11 protein-coding genes and 1 pseudogene are annotated in these 17883 nt (G+C 74.3%); 3 read left to right on the top strand and 9 right to left on the bottom strand.

From position 1 onward, the window contains the following. On the top strand, positions 1–2472 hold the full coding sequence (locus Ani05nite_RS00310; protein ID WP_203762543.1) for a transglutaminase TgpA family protein: 2472 nt from the start codon (positions 1–3) through the stop codon (positions 2470–2472). Positions 2473–3575: 1103 nt separating this feature from the next. On the opposite strand, the gene Ani05nite_RS00305 is transcribed toward Ani05nite_RS00310, so the two are convergent. The 4 genes from Ani05nite_RS00305 to Ani05nite_RS00290 all read right to left on the bottom strand — a co-directional run bounded on the left by Ani05nite_RS00305 (position 3576) and on the right by Ani05nite_RS00290 (position 7318). After that, positions 3576–3962 carry an SCO2097 family morphological protein gene (locus tag Ani05nite_RS00305; RefSeq protein WP_203762539.1) on the bottom strand — a complete coding sequence of 129 codons (387 nt, stop codon included), beginning with the start codon at positions 3960–3962 and terminating at the stop codon, positions 3576–3578. Between the two features lie 92 nt (positions 3963–4054). Further along, positions 4055–5350, bottom strand: coding sequence for a DNA polymerase IV (locus Ani05nite_RS00300; RefSeq protein ID WP_203762536.1), 1296 nt, complete (start codon positions 5348–5350; stop codon positions 4055–4057). 37 nt (positions 5351–5387) lie between these two features. Next, positions 5388–6575, bottom strand: coding sequence for an alkaline phosphatase family protein (locus tag Ani05nite_RS00295; RefSeq protein ID WP_377880051.1), 1188 nt, complete (start codon positions 6573–6575; stop codon positions 5388–5390). Next, positions 6572–7318 (bottom strand): methyltransferase domain-containing protein, encoded by a 747-nt coding sequence (locus Ani05nite_RS00290; RefSeq protein WP_239129037.1) that lies wholly within the window; start codon positions 7316–7318, stop codon positions 6572–6574. The genes Ani05nite_RS00295 and Ani05nite_RS00290 overlap by 4 nt, the downstream gene beginning before the upstream one ends. A gap of 129 nt (positions 7319–7447) precedes the next feature. Here Ani05nite_RS00290 and Ani05nite_RS00285 point away from each other — a divergent pair, with 129 nt between their 5' ends. Both Ani05nite_RS00285 and Ani05nite_RS00280 read left to right on the top strand, forming a co-directional pair. Further along, complete coding sequence (locus Ani05nite_RS00285; protein WP_203762530.1) at positions 7448–7879, top strand: ester cyclase; 432 nt, start codon at positions 7448–7450, stop codon at positions 7877–7879. Beyond that, positions 7876–8589 (top strand): TetR/AcrR family transcriptional regulator, encoded by a 714-nt coding sequence (locus Ani05nite_RS00280; RefSeq protein WP_203762527.1) that lies wholly within the window; start codon positions 7876–7878, stop codon positions 8587–8589. The genes Ani05nite_RS00285 and Ani05nite_RS00280 overlap by 4 nt, the downstream gene beginning before the upstream one ends. Here the strand turns inward: Ani05nite_RS00280 and Ani05nite_RS00275 are convergent. The 5 genes and pseudogenes from Ani05nite_RS00275 to Ani05nite_RS00255 all read right to left on the bottom strand — a co-directional run bounded on the left by Ani05nite_RS00275 (position 8576) and on the right by Ani05nite_RS00255 (position 17252). Further along, positions 8576–8956: an SSI family serine proteinase inhibitor gene (locus Ani05nite_RS00275; protein WP_203762524.1), complete on the bottom strand. Its 381-nt coding sequence runs from the start codon at positions 8954–8956 to the stop codon at positions 8576–8578. The two genes, Ani05nite_RS00280 and Ani05nite_RS00275, sit on opposite strands and share 14 nt — an antisense overlap. An 86-nt stretch (positions 8957–9042) precedes the next feature. Beyond that, positions 9043–12384, bottom strand: coding sequence for an error-prone DNA polymerase (locus Ani05nite_RS00270; RefSeq protein WP_203762521.1), 3342 nt, complete (start codon positions 12382–12384; stop codon positions 9043–9045). 9 nt (positions 12385–12393) lie between these two features. Next, positions 12394–14226 (bottom strand): Y-family DNA polymerase, encoded by a 1833-nt coding sequence (locus tag Ani05nite_RS00265; RefSeq protein WP_239129035.1) that lies wholly within the window; start codon positions 14224–14226, stop codon positions 12394–12396. A gap of 436 nt (positions 14227–14662) precedes the next feature. Continuing rightward, positions 14663–15134, bottom strand: a pseudogene (gene imuA', locus Ani05nite_RS00260) (DnaE2-dependent mutagenesis accessory factor ImuA'); the annotation flags it as partial. Between the two features lie 1629 nt (positions 15135–16763). Then, positions 16764–17252: an SAV_6107 family HEPN domain-containing protein gene (locus Ani05nite_RS00255; protein ID WP_203762935.1), complete on the bottom strand. Its 489-nt coding sequence runs from the start codon at positions 17250–17252 to the stop codon at positions 16764–16766. Between the last annotated feature and the right edge of the window lie 631 nt (positions 17253–17883).

The raw sequence follows: 17883 nt of genomic DNA, 5'->3' as shown, positions 1-17883 counted from the left end.
GTGACCGGGCGACGACGACTGGGGCTCGTGGCGGCGGCCGCGACCCTGCTGGCGGCGGCACCGCTGTCGGCGATCTTCGAGACCTGGACCTGGCTGATGCAGTGCATCCTGGCCGTCGGCCTGGTCGCCGGGGCGGCGGTGCTGACCCGGACCCTGCGCTTCCCCACCTGGGCGCAGGCGCTCGGCATGGTCGTCGTGCTGCTGCTGACGCTGACCTGGATGTTCCCCAGCGGCGAGGAACTGCTCTCGCTGATCCCGTCGCCGGCGACGTTCGAACACTTCGGCGCGCTGTTCAGCGACGCCGGCAACGACACCCGCTCGTACGGCGTCCCGGTGCCGGACCGCGAGGGCCTGCTGTTCGTCGCGGTCCTCGGCATCGGCGCGGTCGCCGTGGCGGTCGACCTGCTCACCGTCGTGGCCCGCCGGCCGGCCCTGGCCGGCCTGCCGATGCTGGCCATCTACTCGGTCCCGGTGGCCGTGTACGTCGACAGCGTCCCGGTGCTGCCCTTCATCGTCGGCGCGACCGGCTTCCTGTGGCTGCTGGTCGCCGACAACGTGGACCGGGTCCGCCGCTTCGGCCGCCGCTTCACCGGCGACGGCCGCGACGTGGACGTGTGGGAGCCCTCCCCGCTGGCCGCGGCCGGGCGCCGGCTCGCCGTCATCGGCGTGGCCACCGCCGTGCTGCTGCCGCTGATCGTGCCCGGCCTCAACACGGGCCTGCTCAACTCGCTGACCCAGGTCGGCAGCGGCACCGGCGCGGGCGGCCCGGGCAGCGGCGGCAGCGGCCGGATCAACCTGTTCGCCTCGCTGAGCGGCCAGCTCAACCAGGCCCAGGTCACCAACTACGTCCGGGTCACCACCACCGAGCCGGACCCGTTCTACCTGCGCTTCGGCGTCGCCGACGTGCTCACCTCCGACGGCTTCAGCAACCGCGCCCCGAACGGCCGCCCGCTGTCGCAGGGCCTGGGCGACCCCCGGCAGAGCGCCGCCTCGGCCGAGGCCCAGTACCGCCAGTACCGCGCCGAGGTGGAGATCACCAACGACTTCGGCCAGAGCCTGGCGCCGGTCTACGCGACCACCATCGACACGGACGGCCTCGACGGCGCCTGGTCGTACGACCCCAACACGCAGGTCGTCTACTCCAACCGCACGACCACCAAGGGCAAGAAGTACTCGTTCGACTACCTGCGGGCCAAGTACACGCCGGCCGAGCTGCGCACCGCGCCGGCGCTGGCCCGCGACAACCCGCTGCGCACCCAGTTCACCACGGTGCCGGACGACGCCAAGGTCGACAAGCTGGTCGGCGACCTGACCCGCAGCGAGGACACCGAGTACGACAAGATCATGGCGATCTACCGGTACTTCTCCCGGGACAACGGCTTCTCGTACAGCCTGCAGACCGCGGACCCGAAGGCCGGCGCGTCGGCGATCACGGCGTTCCTGGCCGGCAAGGCGGGCTACTGCCAGCAGTACGCGGCGGCGATGGCGTGGATGGTGCGCAAGGCGGGCATCCCGGCCCGGGTGGCGTTCGGCTTCACCCGCGGCAGCACCCGCGACGGCAACGCGTACATCCTGACCAACCGCAACGCCCACGCCTGGACCGAGGCCTACCTGGACGGCTTCGGCTGGGTCCCGTTCGACGCCACCCCGGCCGCCGCGGTGGTCGGCTCGACCCGCTCGGACTGGGCGCCGGACACGGACGCGGTCGAGGCCCCGTCCCCGACGTCCTCGGCGTCGCTCGCCCCCGGCGCCAACCCGTCGGCGGCCCCGGGCGCGGCGAACCGCCCGGACCGCGACCTCAACGCCGGCGGCCTCGACGCGAACGACCCGGCGAACCGGTCGGGCAGCTCGACGCGGGCGCTGCTGACGGTGGCGATCATCGCGCTGGTCCTGGCGCTGCTGGCGGTGCCGGCCCTGCGCCGGATCCTGGTACGCCGGCGCCGGCACGCGGCGACGGCCCCCAAGGTGACGGCGGTGGCCGCGGCGACCGGCCCGGCCCCACCGGGCAGCCGCGACATCGTGGTGACCACCGAGGCGGTCCGCGCCCGCGAGGACGCCCACGCGGCGTGGGACGAGCTGGTGGACACGATGGTCGACTACCGCGTACCGGTGGACCCGACCGAAACCCCCCGGCACACGGCCCAGCGGCTGGTCCGCGAGGCCGACCTGACCGACGGCCCGGCGGAATCGGCGGCCCTGCTGGGCCGGGCCGAGGAGCGCGCCCGGTACGCCCGGCAGCCGCTGCAGGGCGGCGAGCTGACGGTGGCGTTGCAGCAGGTCCGCAAGGGCCTGGCGAAGACGGCCACGCGGCGCACCCGGCTGACCGCGATCGTGCTGCCGCCGTCGGTGATGCTGCGCTGGCGGATGGGGGCGGGAGACGTGTCGGCCCGCTGGATGAGCGGTTTGAGCCGGGGGCGGGACCTGCTGGTGCGTTTCAGCCCTCGGCGCCTGCTGGCCGGCCGGGCCCGCTGACGGCACGACCGTCGCCGCCCGCCCGGAGCGGCGACGGTTCTCTGCTTGCCAGAACGGTCGGGAGGGTCCGCCGGGCGCGGCCGGGCCGGTGGCGGGCGCGGTCGGGTTAGTGGCGGGCGCGGCCGAGCCAGTGGCAGGCTGCGATGCGGTCCGGTCGTTGGTCGTTGGTCGTTGGTCGTTGGTCGTTGGTCGTTGGTCGCTGGTGCCTGGTGACTGTGGGCTGGCTGTCCATGGTTCAGGCGGGTGGCGCGGTCGCTGACCACGCCGTCGCAGACCGGCGCCATCGGCTTCGCGGCTGCTCAAGCGCCGCCACAGCCCGATCTCGCCACGCCTGCATCCCCGGACCCGACCTCGCCCCTACAGCGTCCACACCCCGATCTCGCCACACCTGCCTCGGAACACCCGACCTCGTCGCGCTCGGTCGCAGCACCCCGACCTCACCGCACCTACCCCGCCCACACCCCGAGTCCGCCGCGCTTTGCCACTTCGCCGTGACCGCGAAGCGCTTTGCACCAATGAACCCATTCCACCCGCGAATCTTGATGCGCCCTGACATCGACGCTTTGCCGAGCGCAACTCACCCCGGCCGCCCTCAGCCCTGGTGCACTCCGCCCTGGCGCACTCCGCCCTATCGCACCAAGATCGGGAGGCTGCGGTCCGAGCGGCCGCCGGCGTCAGCTGTGGCAAGGTCGACGGGTCGGCGCCGACGGCCGGCCGGTTAAAGCCTCTCCCGAGGTCGTTGCGCCGGCAGGCCGGGCGGGCTAAGCGGACCAGCCCGGCAACGGGCAGGGCCGTGGCCGGACGAATCGCCCGGACGCCCTCGACGGCCAAGGTGGCCCGACCAGACCGGCCCTGCAGATGGCCAAGGCGCCACCACCAGGCCGGCCCCTGCAGATAGGCCCAGGTGCCATCAAGAAGATGGGCCACTGCGGATAGGCCAAGGTGTCGTCAGGATCGCCCGCCGCGAAACGACCAGGACACCGTCTCCAGCCCGGGCGTAGCAATGAGCGGCGTCCCACCCAGGACGCCGCTTTCGTCTTCCACCTGCGGATACGGCGATGGCGGCCGGATGGCCGCCATTCGTTGCCGCTGAGTTGTGCGGGCTAGCGGTGGCCCTCGGGACGCTGACGCCAGCGGTCCTCGAGCCGGTCGATGAAGCCCGCTTTCCGGGTCTGCCGGGTGCGGCGGGTCGCGGTGCCACCGACGGCGTGCAGGTCGGGCGCCTGCCCCTTCCGGCGGCTCTGCATCGCGAACGCTGCCGAGGCCAGCATGACCACGAATCCCGCCACGCCGAGCGGCGTATTGCTGCTCACCGTGCCGTAGACAACCAGTGCGAGTCCAGCGACGATCACGAACGCGGCGACGACGAGTCGGCGCCGGGCGTGGAAACGCGGGTCGCTGGCCCGCACAGCCGAGGCGAACTTGGGGTCCTCGGCAAGCGACTGCTCGATCTGGTCGAACAGCCGCTGCTCGTGCTCCGAGAGCGGCACGGCATTCCTCCCCGGGCGCATGTCCGGCCCCCCGGCGGTGGTGCAGGCGGGCCGATGGTGCGAGACAGCCGACCGGCTGCCTTACCGCAAGTCTACGAGGGCGTTGGCGGGTCGGAAAGCGGGACGACCGTCGAGTGCGGGTGATTTTCGGTCCGGCGAAGATCGGTTTGTCCCAAAAGACTGGCCGGTCCGACGATGGAACGGCCGAAACGAGCCGCCACGGCGTCCGTCGCGGCCTCCGCCTCGCGCCAGCCACGCTCCGGCGCCCCCAGGGTGAGCTGCCGCGATGCGCCCGCCGCGGCACTGAGCCCCTCGACCCGGACGCCGACCAGCCGGATCGCCTCGCTCGCCCCCAGCGCCTCGAACAGGGCCCAGGAAGTCTCGAAAATCTCCCGTGCCACATCCGTCGGCGTCGGCGTCGTGCGGGAGCGGCCGACCGTCCGGAAATCGGCCCAGCGGATCTTGATGGAGACGGTGCGGCCGACGTGCCCGCCGGCGCGCAGCCTGGCCCCGACCTTCTCGGACAGCGCCAGCAGGCTGCGCCGGATCGTCGCCGGGTCGGTGACGTCGACGTCGTAGGTCAGCTCGGCGCCGATCGACTTCTCGGCCTGCTCGGGGACCACCCGGCGCGGGTCGCGGCCCCAGGACAGCTCGTGCAGGTGAGCCGCGGACGCCTCGCCGAGCGCGCTGCGCAGCATCCGCAGTGGCGCGGCGGCCAGGTCGCCGACCGTCATCAGGCCGAGCCGGTGCAGCGTCTCGGCGGCCCGCTCCCCCACGCCCCACAGCGCGTCCACCGGCAGCGGGTGCAGGAAGTCGAGCACCTGGCCGGCCGGGACGACGATCACGCCGTCGGGCTTGGCCCGGGTCGAGCCCAGCTTGGCCACGAACTTGCTCGGCGCGACCCCGACCGAGCAGGTCAGCCGCTGCTCCTCGGCGATCCGGGCGCGGATGTCGCGGGCGATGAGCGCCGGGCGGCCGAGCAGCCGCTGGGCGCCGGCCACGTCCAGGAACGCCTCGTCCAGCGAGAGCGGCTCGACCAGCGGCGTGACGTCGCGGAAGATGCCCATGACGGCGGCCGAGGCGGCCGCGTACTCGGTGAAGTCGGGCGGCAGGAAGATCGCGTGGGGGCACAGCGCGCGGGCGCGCATGGCCGGCATCGCGCTGCGGACGCCGTACCGGCGGGCCTCGTAGCTGGCCGAGCTGACCACGCCGCGGGGGCCGAGCCCGCCCACCACGACGGCCTTGCCGCGCAGCTCGGGACGGCGGCGGACCTCGACGGCGGCGAAGAACGCGTCCATGTCGACGTGCAGGATCGTGCACCCCGCGTCGTCGGCCTCCGGCCCGAACCGCGGATCACGCCCCCGGCCGATGGCCTGACTCCGTCCCACCCCGGAAACCTATCCGCGGGGTACGACAAAAACCGGCTCAGCGGACGATGAGCAGCGGCACAGTCATCTCGGCCGCGGTGACCGAGCCGTGGTAGCCGACCAGCTGCCCGACCGCCGGCGGCTCCCAGCCACTGGCCACGATCACCGCCCGCCCCCGGCAGATCACCACCACGTCGCCGATCCGGTCCCGGTGCGACGCCGGCACCGGGCCGTACCAGCCGCCCTCTATCGCCTCCTCGCGCGTCAGCACCCAGGCCGCGTCCCCCAGCACCCCGCGCCACGCGGCGATCACGTCCTCGCCGGCGCCGTCCTCGACGTACAGGTAGCGGACCCGGGGTTCGCCCGCGACCGCGACGATCCCGGCCGCCAGCACCGGGTCCGTCCCCAGGTCGAAGCGGCCCTCGGCCGGCACGTTGAGCTGCCCGTGGTCGGCCGTGACGAGCAGCGCCGCGCCCGCGGGCAGGCCCTCGGCCAGCCGCGTGACCAGCTCGCCGACCGCCGCCGCCGCTTCCTGCCAGGGCGGCGAGCCGACGCCGGCGGCGTGCCCGTGGTGGTCGAGGTCCGGGTGGTAGCCGTAGACCAGGCCGGGCCGGGACAGCGCCTCCAGCATCCCGGCGGACAGGGACAGCGGGTCCGCGCCGCCGGCGAAGGCGGCCCCGCGGTTCGCGGCCACGGTCAGGCCGCTGCCCTCGAACTCCGGACGCGTCACCTGGGTGACGGCCACGCCGGCCGCGGCCGCGGTCTCGAAGCGGGTGGGCAGCGGCTGCCACTGCGCCGGGTCGGGGTCGTCGGCCCACTTGATGTGGTTGAGGATGCCGCCGTCGGGCTTGCGCAGCGTGAAGCCGAGAACACCGTGCGCGCCGGGCATGGCGCCGGTGCCCAGCGTGACCAGGCTGACCGGGGTGGTGGAGGGAAAACCGGCGGTCAGGCTCCGGGTGGGCAGCTCGCGCAGGATCGGGGCGTGCGCGGCGGCGAGCGGGATCTGGTACGTCCCCAGCCCGTCCACCAGCAGCACCGCCACCCGGTCGACGCCGCCCAGCTCGGCGCCGAGGCCCAGCACGTCCGGGGCGCCGGGCACGCCGAGCACCGCGGAGACGCTCGGCATCAGATCGGCCAGGCTGGCCCGGCCGTAGGCCGGCGGAACCGTGGCGAAGGCCTCCGGCGGCAGCTGATCGGTCGGCAGCTGGTCGGTCGGCAGCTGGTCGGTCGGCAGCTGACCGGTCACGGGCGCCGGGCGAACAGGTGCAGCTGGGAGGCGATGTCGCGGAACGGCGGCCGGGCGGACAGCGCCAGTTCCAGCTCCAGCATCGCCTGCGGGTCGGCCTCCACCACCGCGGCCGGCACCAGGTCGGCGAGCACGCGTACCCCGTGGATCTCCTCGACCGTGAGGCCCGCCGCGCTCAGCAGCGCCGACGCGCTGTCGGCGTCGAAGCGCCGGCGCAGGGTGTCCCGGGCGCCGGCCCGGCCCTGCTCGTCGGCGGCCAGCGCGGCCGCCGCGGCCAGGTGGCCGTTGACCGCGCGGCCCAGCACGGCCGCGGCCCGGCCGGCGACCAGCAGGCTGAGCGCGCCGCCGGGGCGCAGGGCGGCGCCGATCGCGGCGACCACCTCGGCCGGGTCGTCGACCACCTCCAGCACGGCGTGGCAGAGGATCAGGTCGGCGCTGCCCGGCGCGACCAGGCCGGCCAGCGCGTCGCCGTCGCCCTGCACCGCGCGGACCCGGTCGGCGACGCCGGCGTCGGCGGCGCGACGGGTCAGCGCGGCGAGCGCGTCGGGGCTGGCGTCCACGACGGTGACGGTGTGCCCGGCCTCGGCCAGCGGTACGGCGAAACCCCCCGTGCCGCCGCCCACGTCCAGCACGGTCAGCTCGCGCCCGGCGCCGCGTTCGAGCTCGCGGCGCAGCACCGCCCAGACGGCGGCGGTACGCACGGTGACGGGCGGGCGGGGTGTTCGCGTCGATGCGGTGTCCACGTGCGCAGCGTATCGGCCGGGCGCCGGGCCGGGGCGCTGGAGTGCGCGGGCCACTCTTTCCATGATCGTTGCCCCGGCCGGCGGTGCGGCTGGAACGTGGTTCCAGCCGAACGAGAGGGGCGCACCATCATGAACACTGCCGAGAAGCTGGCCCGCCAGGTGTTCGAGGCCATCACCGCCGGTGACGTGGCGGCCGCCGGGGAGCTGGTCGCCGAGGACTTCGTGGACCACGGCGCGCCGCCGTGGGCGCCGCATGGCCGCGCGGGCTACCTGCAGATCCTGACCTTCCTCACCACCCGGCTGAGGCTGCGCTACGAGCTGCACGACGTGGTGGCCGACGGGGACAAGGTGGCGGTGCGGGCCACCGCGCACGGCGTGCACGACGTCGATACGCTCGGCTTCGCACCCACCGGCCGGCCGTACGCGATGCCGACCATGCACCTGTACCGCGCCGAGGGCGGCCTGCTCGCCGAGCACTGGGGCGTCCGGGACGAGCTGAGCGTGCTGTGGCAGGTCGGCGCGCTGCGGCCACCGGCGCCGATGTCCCTGAGCGAGGCATGACGAGCACAGCCCGAGCGGAGCAGGTCCGGGCCACCCGGCAGAAGGTGCTGCGGGCGGCCCGGGACCTGTTCCTGCGCCGGGGCTGGTCCGGCGCCACGATCACGGCGATCGCGAAGCGGGCCGCAGTCAGCCCGCAGACCGTCTACAACGTCGTCGGCGGCAAGGCGGCACTGCTCAAGGCGGTCTGGGACGTGACGCTGGCCGGCGACGACGAGCCGGTGCCGATGATCGAGCGGCCGACCGCGCGGGCCATGCTGGACAGCGGCGACCCGGACGAGTGCCTGCGGCTGTATGCCCGGATGGGCCGGGAGCTGGCCGCGCGGGCCGGGCCGCTGATCGCGGTGGTGTTCGTCCAGGGCGCCGGCCGCGACCCGGCCGTCCGCGCGTTCGTCGAGCGGATCGAGGGTGAGCGGGCGATCGGCACCGCCGGGGTGGCCCGGCACGTCGCCCGGCGGTTCGGGCTGCGCGACGGGCTGAGCGAGGCCGAGGCCGGCGACGTGCTGTGGGTGCTGACCGCGCCCGAGCTGCTGGACCGCTTCACCCGGCGGCGTGGCTGGAGCCTGGAGCGCTACGAGCGCTGGCTGGCCGACGCCATGACCGACGCGCTGCTCCCCCGGCCGGAAGCGGCCCCGCGGGCGGGCGCCCCGGCGGCGCGGGCGGGGCCACCGCCGGCGCCCGGCGCGGCGGGCCGCGGGATCAGAAGGCCGTGAGGACCCCGGTCGTGCGGTCCATGTCGCAGCGGTTGCCGAAGGTCCGCGACCAGTCGAGCGGGCGCCCGTGCCACCGGCCCGTGATCCGGGCGGTGATCGGCGCGTACTCCAGCGTGCACATCCTCGGGACGGGCCGCAGCCGGGCCGGGTCGCCGCCGACGCGGGCCAGCAGCCGGCAGGCCTTGACCTTGCGGGGGTGGGCGCCGCCGGCCGGGTGGCAGCGTAGCGTCACCGCGGCCGCGTAGCCCGCCTCCGCCTCATAGCTCACCGTGAGCTCGGTCCGTCGCGGCCGGGCCGCGGCCGCCGGGTCCACCGCCGGCAGCAGGGCGGCGAGGGTGGCGAGGGCGGCGGCGCTGGTGCGGATCATGGTGGTCTCCCCGACGTGGTCCCGGTGCGCATCCGGTCTACCCCATAAAAGGTGCAGGACGCGCAGAACGGAAATATAGTGTCGGCTCACCGGAAGTCGCGGGAGGCCGGGCTGATCGGCGGGGTGACCGCGTCCAGCCGGTCGGCCACCAGGTTGAGCACGCCCTCCGACTTCTCCAGCCGGCCCCGCACGATCAGCGCGGCGCTGGTCCGGGCCACCCGCCGGTACCGCTGCCACAGCCCCGGCGAGCAGGTCACGTTGAGCATCCCGGTCTCGTCCTCCAGGTTGATGAAGGTCACCCCGCCGGCCGTCGCGGGCCGCTGCCGGTGGGTGATGATGCCGCCGACCCGGATCCGGGTGCCGGCCTCGACCCGGCCCAGCCGCGCGATCGGCAGCGCGCCGGCCCGTTCCAGCTCGGCCCGGATGAACTGGGCGGGGTGCGAGTCCGGGGACATGCCGGTCGCCCAGACGTCCGCGACCAGCTTGTCCACCTCGGCCATCCCGGGCAGCGTGGGGGCGGTGGTGCCGGTGACCGTACCGGGAAGGCGGTCGGGTTTGTCCTGCGCGGCGGCCCCGGCCGCCCACAGCGCCTCGCGCCGCGAGAGCCCGAAACCCGCGAAAGCGTCGGCGGTCGCGAGGGCCTCCAGGTGGGCGGTCGAACACCCGGTCCGGCGGGCGAGATCCGCGAGATCCCGGTACGGCCCGTGCGCGCGCCGGTCGTCCTCGATGACCCGGGCCAGGTCGTCGCCGAGGGTACGGACGCTGCTCAGCCCCATCCGCACGGCCGGGCCGCCCAGCCCCCAGGCGTGCGGCGGCTCCCCGGGCGCGCTGCCCCACCGGGTCTGCGGGGTCGACTCCAGCACCGCCGCCGCGTCGCTGCGGTTGATGTCCGGGCGGCGCACCTCGACGCCGTGCCGGCGGGCGTCGTCGACCAGCGACTGCGGCGAGTAGAAGCCCATCGGCTGGGCGTTGAGCAGGGCCGCGCAGAACGCCGCCGGGTGGTAGCGCTTGAGCCAGGCGCTGGCGTAGACCAGGTACGCGAAGCTCATCGCGTGGCTCTCCGGGAAGCCGTAGCTGGCGAACGCGGACAGCTTCACGAACAGCTCGTCGGCGAGGTCCCCGGTAATCCCACGCTCGGCCATCCCGGCGTACAGGCGGTTCTTGATCTTCTCCATCTTCTCCGCCGACCGCTTGGATCCCATGGCCCGGCGCAACTGGTCGGCCTCGGTCGGATCGAACCCCGCGACGTCGATGGCGAGCTGCATCAGCTGCTCCTGGAACAGCGGCACGCCGAGGGTCTTCTCCAGGGCGTTGCGCATCAGCGGATGGGGGTAGGTCACCTCCTCCAGGCCGTTCTTGCGCCGGATGAACGGGTGCACCGAGCCGCCCTGGATCGGGCCCGGCCGGATCAGCGCGACCTCGACCACCAGGTCGTAGAACTCGCGCGGCTTGAGCCGGGGCAGCGTCGCCATCTGGGCGCGGCTCTCCACCTGAAAGACACCGACCGAGTCGGCCCGGCACAGCATCGCGTAGACCTCGGGGTCGTCCAGCCGCATGGTGCCGATGTCCAGGTCGGAGGAGATCATGTCGTACGCGTAGTGCAGCGCCGACAGCATGCCCAGCCCGAGCAGGTCGAACTTGACCAGCTCGATGGCCGCGCAGTCGTCCTTGTCCCACTGCAGCACGGTGCGGCCGGGCATCCGCCCCCACTCCACCGGGCACACCTCGATGATCGGCCGGTCGCAGATGACCATGCCGCCGGAGTGGATGCCCAGGTGCCGCGGGAAGTTCTGCACCTCGTTGGCGAAGGAGATCACCTGCTCCGGGATGTCCTCCACGTCGACGGACGCGACACTGCCCCACCGGTCGATCTGTTTGCTCCACGCGTCCTGCTGCCCGGGCGAGAAACCGAAGGCCTTGGCCATGTCCCGCACGGCCGACCGCGGCCGGTACGAGATGACGTTGGCGACCTGCGCGGTGTGCTCCCGGCCGTACTGGCGGTACACGTACTGGATGACCTCCTCGCGCCGGTCGGACTCGATGTCCACGTCGATGTCCGGGGGCCCGTCCCGCTCCGGCGCCAGGAACCGCTCGAAGAGCAGGTCGTACGCGACCGCGTCCACGTTGGTGATGCGCAGCGCGTAACAGACCGCGGAGTTGGCCGCCGAGCCGCGGCCCTGGCAGTAGATGTCCGCGTCCCGGCAGAACCGCACGATGTCGTAGACCACCAGGAAGTAGCCGGGGAAGTTCAGCTCCTCGATCATCTTCAGCTCGTGCTCGAGCTGCGCGTACGCCTTGGGGTGGGCCTGCGGCGGCCCGTACCGCTCCCGCGCGCCGCGCATGGTCAGCTCCCGCAGCCAGCTCATCTCGGTGTGCCCCGGCTCCGGGATGGGGAAATCGGGCAGCTTCGGCGCGACCAGGTTGAGGTCGAAGGCGAGATCGTCGCCGAACATCGCCGCGTTGGACACCGCACCCGGGTACGCCGCGAACCGCCGCCGCATCTCGGCGCCGCTGCGCAGGTGGGCGGTGCCGGCCGCGGGCAGCCAGCCGTCCATCTCGTCGAGGCTGCGCCGCGCCCGTACGGCGGCCAGCGCGGTGGCCAGCCGGCGCCGGGACGGGGTCGCGTAGTGCACGTTGTTGGTGGCGACCACCTCGAGGCGGCGGTCGCGGGCCAGCTCGTACAGGGCGTCGTTGCGGTCGTCGTCGTACGGGTCGCCGTGGCCGGTCAGCTCCACCGCCACGTTGCTGCGGCCGAACAGGCTCACGAGCCGGTCCAGCTCGTACCCGGCGGCGCCCACCCCGCCGGCGGCCAGCGCCCGGGGCACACTGCCCTTGCGGCAGCCGGTCAGCACCAGCACGTGGTCCCGCAGCACCGCGGCGACGTCCTCCAGGTCCCCGTACGCGGGTTTGCCCTTCTCCGCGCCGTCGAGCTGACCGCGGGAGATGGTGCGGGCGAGCCGGGCGTACCCCTCGGGGCCGTGCGCGAGGGCGAGCAGATGCCGGCCCTCGGGGTCGGCCTCGCCGTTCTGCGGCTTGGCCAGATCCAGCGACAGCTCGGCGCCGAAGATGGTGGGCAGCCCCAGCTCGCGGGCGGCCTGGGAGAACCGGACCACCCCGTAGAATCCGTCGTGGTCGGTGACGGCGAGCCCGGTCAGACCCAGGCGGGCGGCCTCCTCGGCGAGCTCCTCGGGGTGGCTGGCGCCGTCCAGGAAGCTGAAGTTGGTGTGACAGTGCAGTTCGGCGTACCGGTCGGAGCCGGTCACCCGGACCAGGTCCGGCGCCTGGTAGGGCTGCCGCTTGCGGCTCCAGGCGGGGGAATCCCCGCCGTCGCCGTCGACGGCGAGCGGATCGACGACGTGCAGGTGCTTACGGCCGGTGAGCGAGCCCTCCAGCGTGGACCACGGCATCCGCGGATTGTGGAAACTCACGCCCGCCCCCTAGTCATAGATGGCCTCGATCGCCCAGTGCCCGGACCGGAGGGAGAGCAGCAGGGCCCGCCCGTCGTCGAGGGCGACCTGGAACCGCGCCCGCCGGCGGGCCTCGGCGGGCGCCCACCAGCGCTCGTCGACCGGCCAGGGCCCGGCCCACCCGGCGATCTCGACCGGGCCGCCGGCGCCGATGAGCAGGAAGGCGGGCGCGCCGGTGAGCTCCAGCCGGGCGCTGACGCCGACAGGCGCGCGGTCGGCGTCGAGCACGACGGCGGGCAGGGCCTGGGGAAGGACCAGGGCGGGGGCGGGGCGGGGCAGGCGGCCGGGCCAGGGCGGCAGCGGTACGGGGCGTTTGGCGGCTTTGCGGGGGCGGCCCTTTTCCCTTGCCGTTTCCTTCCCGGCTGCTTCCTTCCCGGCCGGCGTCACTTCCTTCGCTGTCGCTTCTCTCCCGGCTGTTTCCTCGGTCGCTGCCGCTTCCCTCCCGGTTGCTTTCTCGGGCGGTGCCGCTTCCCTCCCGGTTGCCGGTAACGGTCGTGGCGTTGTCTCGGGCGGCGGGCCGATCGGGGCGACCACCACCGGGGCCAGGGCGGGCAGCGGGGTGGCCGGTTCGCCGCCGGGGCGGTCCGGGGTGCGCTCGTCGCCCCACGGGACCAGCCGCACCTGGTCGTCCGCGGAACGGCCCCCGCCGAGCACGGCCGTCAGCACCGCTTCCGGCCCCAGCAGGCCCTGGATGCGGCTCAGGGCGCGGTGGGCGCGTTCGCGTTCGGCGCCGGTGTCGCCCCAGAGGCCGGGCTGCAGTCCGAGGTGGACCAGCACGCCGTCGGGGACCAGCCGCAGCCGGACCAGCCCGGCGGTGGGCCGGTCGGGGGCGCCCCGCCGGGCCCCGGTGAGCCAGCCGTCGAGCTGCCACCGTACGCGCTCGGCGATGGCCGCGGCCGTGAGCATGCCCTCGTGCCGCCACACCCGGTGCAGTTCCTGCCCGTCGGCGGTGACCGCCTCGATGCCGAGCCGGGTGCAGGCCAGTCCGTGCGCGGCGAGACGTTCGTGCAGCCGCTCGGCCAGCGCCCGGCCCGCGAACGCGGCGACGTCGACGCGTTCGAGCGGCTCGTCGTAGGTGTCGCCGACGTCCAGGTCGGGCGGCGGCTGCCGGACCGCCAGCGGCCGGTGGTCGAGCCCACCGGCGAGCCGGTGCGCGAGCGCCCCGTCGAACCCGAACCGGCTGAGCACGTCGGAAGCGGGCAGCCCGGCGAAATCCCCGAGGCTCTTGAGGCCGAGCCGCCGGAGCAGGTCGGCCAGCTCGGGCCGCTCCAGCGCCTCGACGGGCACGGCGGCGAGAAACTCCCGGGTACGCCCGGGAGCGACGATCGTCCCGGTGCGCGCCGCGAGCCCGGCGGCGAAGACCCCGTCGGCGATCCCGACCTGACTCTCGACGGCACAGGCCTGGGCGACCTGCTCGACGATCCGCTCGGCGGCGAGCTCCTCGCCCCCGAAGTACCGGGCGGGTCCCCGCGCGGCGAGCGCACAGGCCCCCGGCCGGATCACCTCGACCCCGACGGCGACCTCCTCGACGGCGGCGACCACCGGCTCGAAAGCCCGGGCATCCCGCCCCGGATCATGGTCGACGACCACCAGCTGCGGACACCGGCTCTGCGCCTCCCGCCGCCGCAGCCCCCGCCGCACCCCCTCGGCGCGGGCGGCCTCCGAGCAGGCGAGCACCCGGTTGCCGTGCAGCACGGCAACGGGCTGCGAGGCGGGAACCCCCTCCACGATCTCCGCGGCGATGACCGGCCAGTCCGGACACCAGAGCAGCAGGGTCCGCACCCCGGCGGGACCGCCGCTCACGCGCACCCCGTTCCGGCCGACCGGCCCTCGCCGGCTCGCCGGTCCGCACCAGCCGACCGGTCCCCGCCCGCTCGCCGGTCCGCACCAGCCGACCGCTCCTCGCCCGCTCGCCGATCCGCACCAGCCGACCGGTTGTCGCCGCGGGAGAGTTCTTCGCCCGCCGAAGCGACCGATCCCGCCGGTGCCCAGCGCGGGCTCGGGGGTACCGGCCCCGGCCATGGTGAACCCGACTTCACGGGCAGGAGCGGCGTGACGGACGCCAGCTCACCGGCGCCCGTCGACGACCCCGCCGCGACCAGCCCCGCGGCGCCACCCTCGGAAGCCGAAGCCGAAGCCGATGGCGGTTCTTGGTCGACGGTGGCTGCTGCCGGGACAGCGGTGGGCCGGAAACGTGGGCCCGGGGCGGGGTCGGCGGGGTGCGGGGGCGCGGCGGTGAACCCCGGCATCCACATGGTGATCTCCTTGGGTCGGGCCGCCGTACCCCGGCCCCGGGCGACGACCGTGACCTTGCGCCGCCGCAGCCGGCCGTGCCCCGCGCCGAGCCCTTCCCACCATCCGTGGGTGACCTGCAACGTCACGTCCGCGCCGTCCCAGCGCCCGTAGGGCACGAGGACGCACCCCCGCTGCCGGGCCCGGGCGACCAGCCGGCTGGTGATGGAAGCGGACACCGGGCCGGGTACGGCGATGACCACGACATCGACCCCGTCGATGAGCGCGGCGACCACGGTCGGCCACTCCGGGCCGGGATTGGGCACGAGCGCCAGCCGGTCCAGGGCGATCCCGCTCTCCGCGGCGGCGAGCGCGCCCAGCGTGGGGACGCCGACCACGGCACACCAGGAACCCGCGCTGGAAGCGGCCGCGAGCAACGCCAGCAGCAGGGACGTGCTTCCGCTGCCGGGCTGCGCCGCGCCGGCGCCCCGGATGGTGGCGTAACCGGTTCCCCTCGATGAGGACGCACGAGCGGTCAACGGGAGGCCCTCGGCCGAAGAGCCCCGCGGGGTGTACGCGACCCCATCGGATGCCCAGCCGCCGGCCGGCCGCTCACCGGAACCACGCGACCATCCGCCCGGCGAGGCGGAATCTCCTCCCAACTGGACCGGGCCACCCCCGGACAGTGCTGGGTCACCTCCCGACCAAGCCGAGCCGTCTCCAGACGGGGTCGAGCCACCTCCGGACGGGGCTGGGCCACTCTCCGACCGGACCGGGTCACTCCCGGGCAGGCCCGGACCAATCCCGGGTAGAACGGGACCACCCGCCGACCGAGCCGGGCCACTCCCGGGCCGGACGGGACCACCCGTCGACCGGGTCGGGCCGTCCCCCGGCCAGGCATCCCGACGGGCCGGGGCCGGGCCTTCTCCTGGCCCGGCGCCATCGGAACTGCCGGGGGTGAACCCGCTCTCGCCCGGCCGGTTTGCGGTTCCCGCATCCCGGCCCGGAGCGGATCTTGGAGAGCTGGGGCGAGCTTCGGGCCCGAAATCATCATGATCGCGGGTGCCGGCGGGTGGTGGTGACGGGGTCGGGAGGGCGCCCTGGTGAACGGCGGGTCCGGGGGTGATGCCGATCGCGATGGTGCTCCCGCGACGCAGGCCGCGGCTCGGCAAGAGGGTGCTCAGTTCGGGGAGCACCGGCAGCACCCGGTGTGTCCCGAAGTCCCCGGTGTCGCTGCCCGGCCGAATCAGCTCAGCAAGGGCCGCAGCACCGTTGATCATGCGCCCGGCCATTTTTCCGCCCCGCTTGTGCACATACATCGAAGTTGATCTTTAAGGTTTCGGGCCGCCCGGACGATGCCGCTATCTGGTAGCGAGAACGACCATCTCCGGCTAACGGCCGGGGTACTGAACAGCCCGCTTCGCTCGAACCGGCCCTCAGGAACACCCGCCACCGGCCGAGGGCGACGGCGCCGCCCGCGACCACCACGGGATCGCCTCGCCGCGGAAGTCAGCCGCGACTCGGCCACACTGGCCAAGGCGATGGGCAACCGCGACCGCCAGCACGCCGGCCCGTGTTCGCGCCCACCAGCACGTCGGGGCGAGCCTTCGCCAGCGAGCCGGTAAGGCCCCCGCCAGCGAGCCAGCAAACCGCCAGTGGCGAGCCAGCAAACCGCAAGCCGGCCAACCGGCAGCCGGTAAGCCGCGAGCCGGCAAACCGCAAACCGCGAGCCGCGAGCCGCGAGCCGCGAGCCGCGAGCCGCGAGCCGCGAGCCGCGAGCCGCGACAAGGCCTACGCCAGCGAGCCGGTAAGCCGCGAGCCGGTAAGCCGCGAGCCGATAAGTCCCGCCAGTGAACCGGCAAGCCTCGCCTGCGGGCCGGTAGCTAACAGTCGTCAAGGCTTTCGCCAGCGAACCGACAAGGCTCACCTGCCCGTCGATCACGGTGCGCCTCCGCGCCGGCGAAACGGTGGGCCGGCGAAACGGTGAACGGTGGGCCGGTGAGCTGCTGGCCAGGAGCTGCCGGAAGAGCGAGCCGCTGCCCAAAAAGCTGCCGCAAGAAGGCGAACTGCCGCCGAGAACAAGCCGCGATCGCGGCCGCCGGGCGTCGTTAGGCGGCCTCGAGGGTGGGCTGATAGGCCACGCCCAGCGCCGATTCGACCAGGGAGACGAAGTGTTCCGCCGCGCGCAGCAGGTCGTCCGCCTCGCGGGGGCTGACCACGCGGGGTATGCCCGCCTCGGCCGCCGCTCGCTTGGTGGCGCCCAAGGCGAAGTAGCTGGCCCAGTCGCCGAACTCGGGGGCCACCAGGACGAGGAGGGACCAGGCGCTCGTCACCCTGCTGCGCTTCGTCGGCGCGGCGGGTCTGGCGCGGGCGGCGAGGACTGCCGCGGCCGCGCGCAGCGCCGCGAGGTGGGCAGCCGCGTAGCGCAGGCCGTCCGGGCGGGTGCGGGCCGCTTCCGCCAGGCCTTGGTGGGCGATGGCGAGCAGCTGGGCGGGGGTGCGGTTCGGCAGCAGATTGGCCGGCACCGTGGGCGCGGTCTGGGCTGCCGCCGTGGGCGCGTGGGCGAGCGGGCCCGGGCTCGCCGTCCGGCCCGGCATCGGGCCCGGGAAGGACTCCGGCTGTCTGAGAGTGGGCACCGGGCGGGCCTGGTTGCTCACCATGGTCGTCTCCTCGCGTGTGTCGCATCCGACGTGCTGGTCGAACCGATTCCGCTGCAGAGGAAGGCACAGCGGTGGTGGCAGCCGGCCGGGTGTGAAGCTTCCCCACACCACACCCGGCCGGTCTTACCGGCGGGTCCGTCGCCCGCCGCTCGGGGGTCGAGAACAGCGGACGACGGTCCTGCCTTTGTGCCGGCCCGGACCCGCGAATGCCCGGACCACGCATGCGGCACTTCGCGGGCGCCGCATCCGGGAGCCTCGCCGCGAACGCGACTCCCGGGGTAGTCAGCCCGAGTGCTTTACTGGCACAGGAGTTCGAACCAATCGAACACTCGTTCTAACTACGAATGAGAGTACACCCCGGGTACGACAAAAACGCAACACACGCGGGGGCGCCCGGCGGGTGTCGGGCACGGTGGGAGATCACCCGGCAGCGAGTCCTCGCGAGAACAAAGGAAACGCTGGTCAGGCCGGGTATGCCGGCCGGAACGGAAGCACCACCCGGGACCGCGGCAAACCGGGCAGCGAAGCATTCGGCCCGCTCAGCCGCCCTCCCCCGCGGCGCGGCCGG

The organism is Actinoplanes nipponensis, from assembly GCF_016862275.1.
Lineage (GTDB): Bacteria > Actinomycetota > Actinomycetes > Mycobacteriales > Micromonosporaceae > Actinoplanes > Actinoplanes nipponensis.
Note: the sequence above shows the minus strand (reverse complement) of the source record. Positions and strands in the feature narration are given on the sequence as shown.

Bases quoted from the DNA above. Each gene is read 5' to 3' on its own strand.
- Ani05nite_RS00285 (WP_203762530.1), top strand. From the start codon at position 7,448: ATGAACACTGCCGAGAAGCTGGCCCGCCAGGTGTTCGAGGCCATCACC.
- Ani05nite_RS00280 (WP_203762527.1), top strand. From the start codon at position 7,876: ATGACGAGCACAGCCCGAGCGGAGCAGGTCCGGGCCACCCGGCAGAAG.
- Ani05nite_RS00275 (WP_203762524.1), bottom strand. From the start codon at position 8,956: ATGATCCGCACCAGCGCCGCCGCCCTCGCCACCCTCGCCGCCCTGCTG.
- Ani05nite_RS00255 (WP_203762935.1), bottom strand. From the start codon at position 17,252: ATGCCGGGCCGGACGGCGAGCCCGGGCCCGCTCGCCCACGCGCCCACG.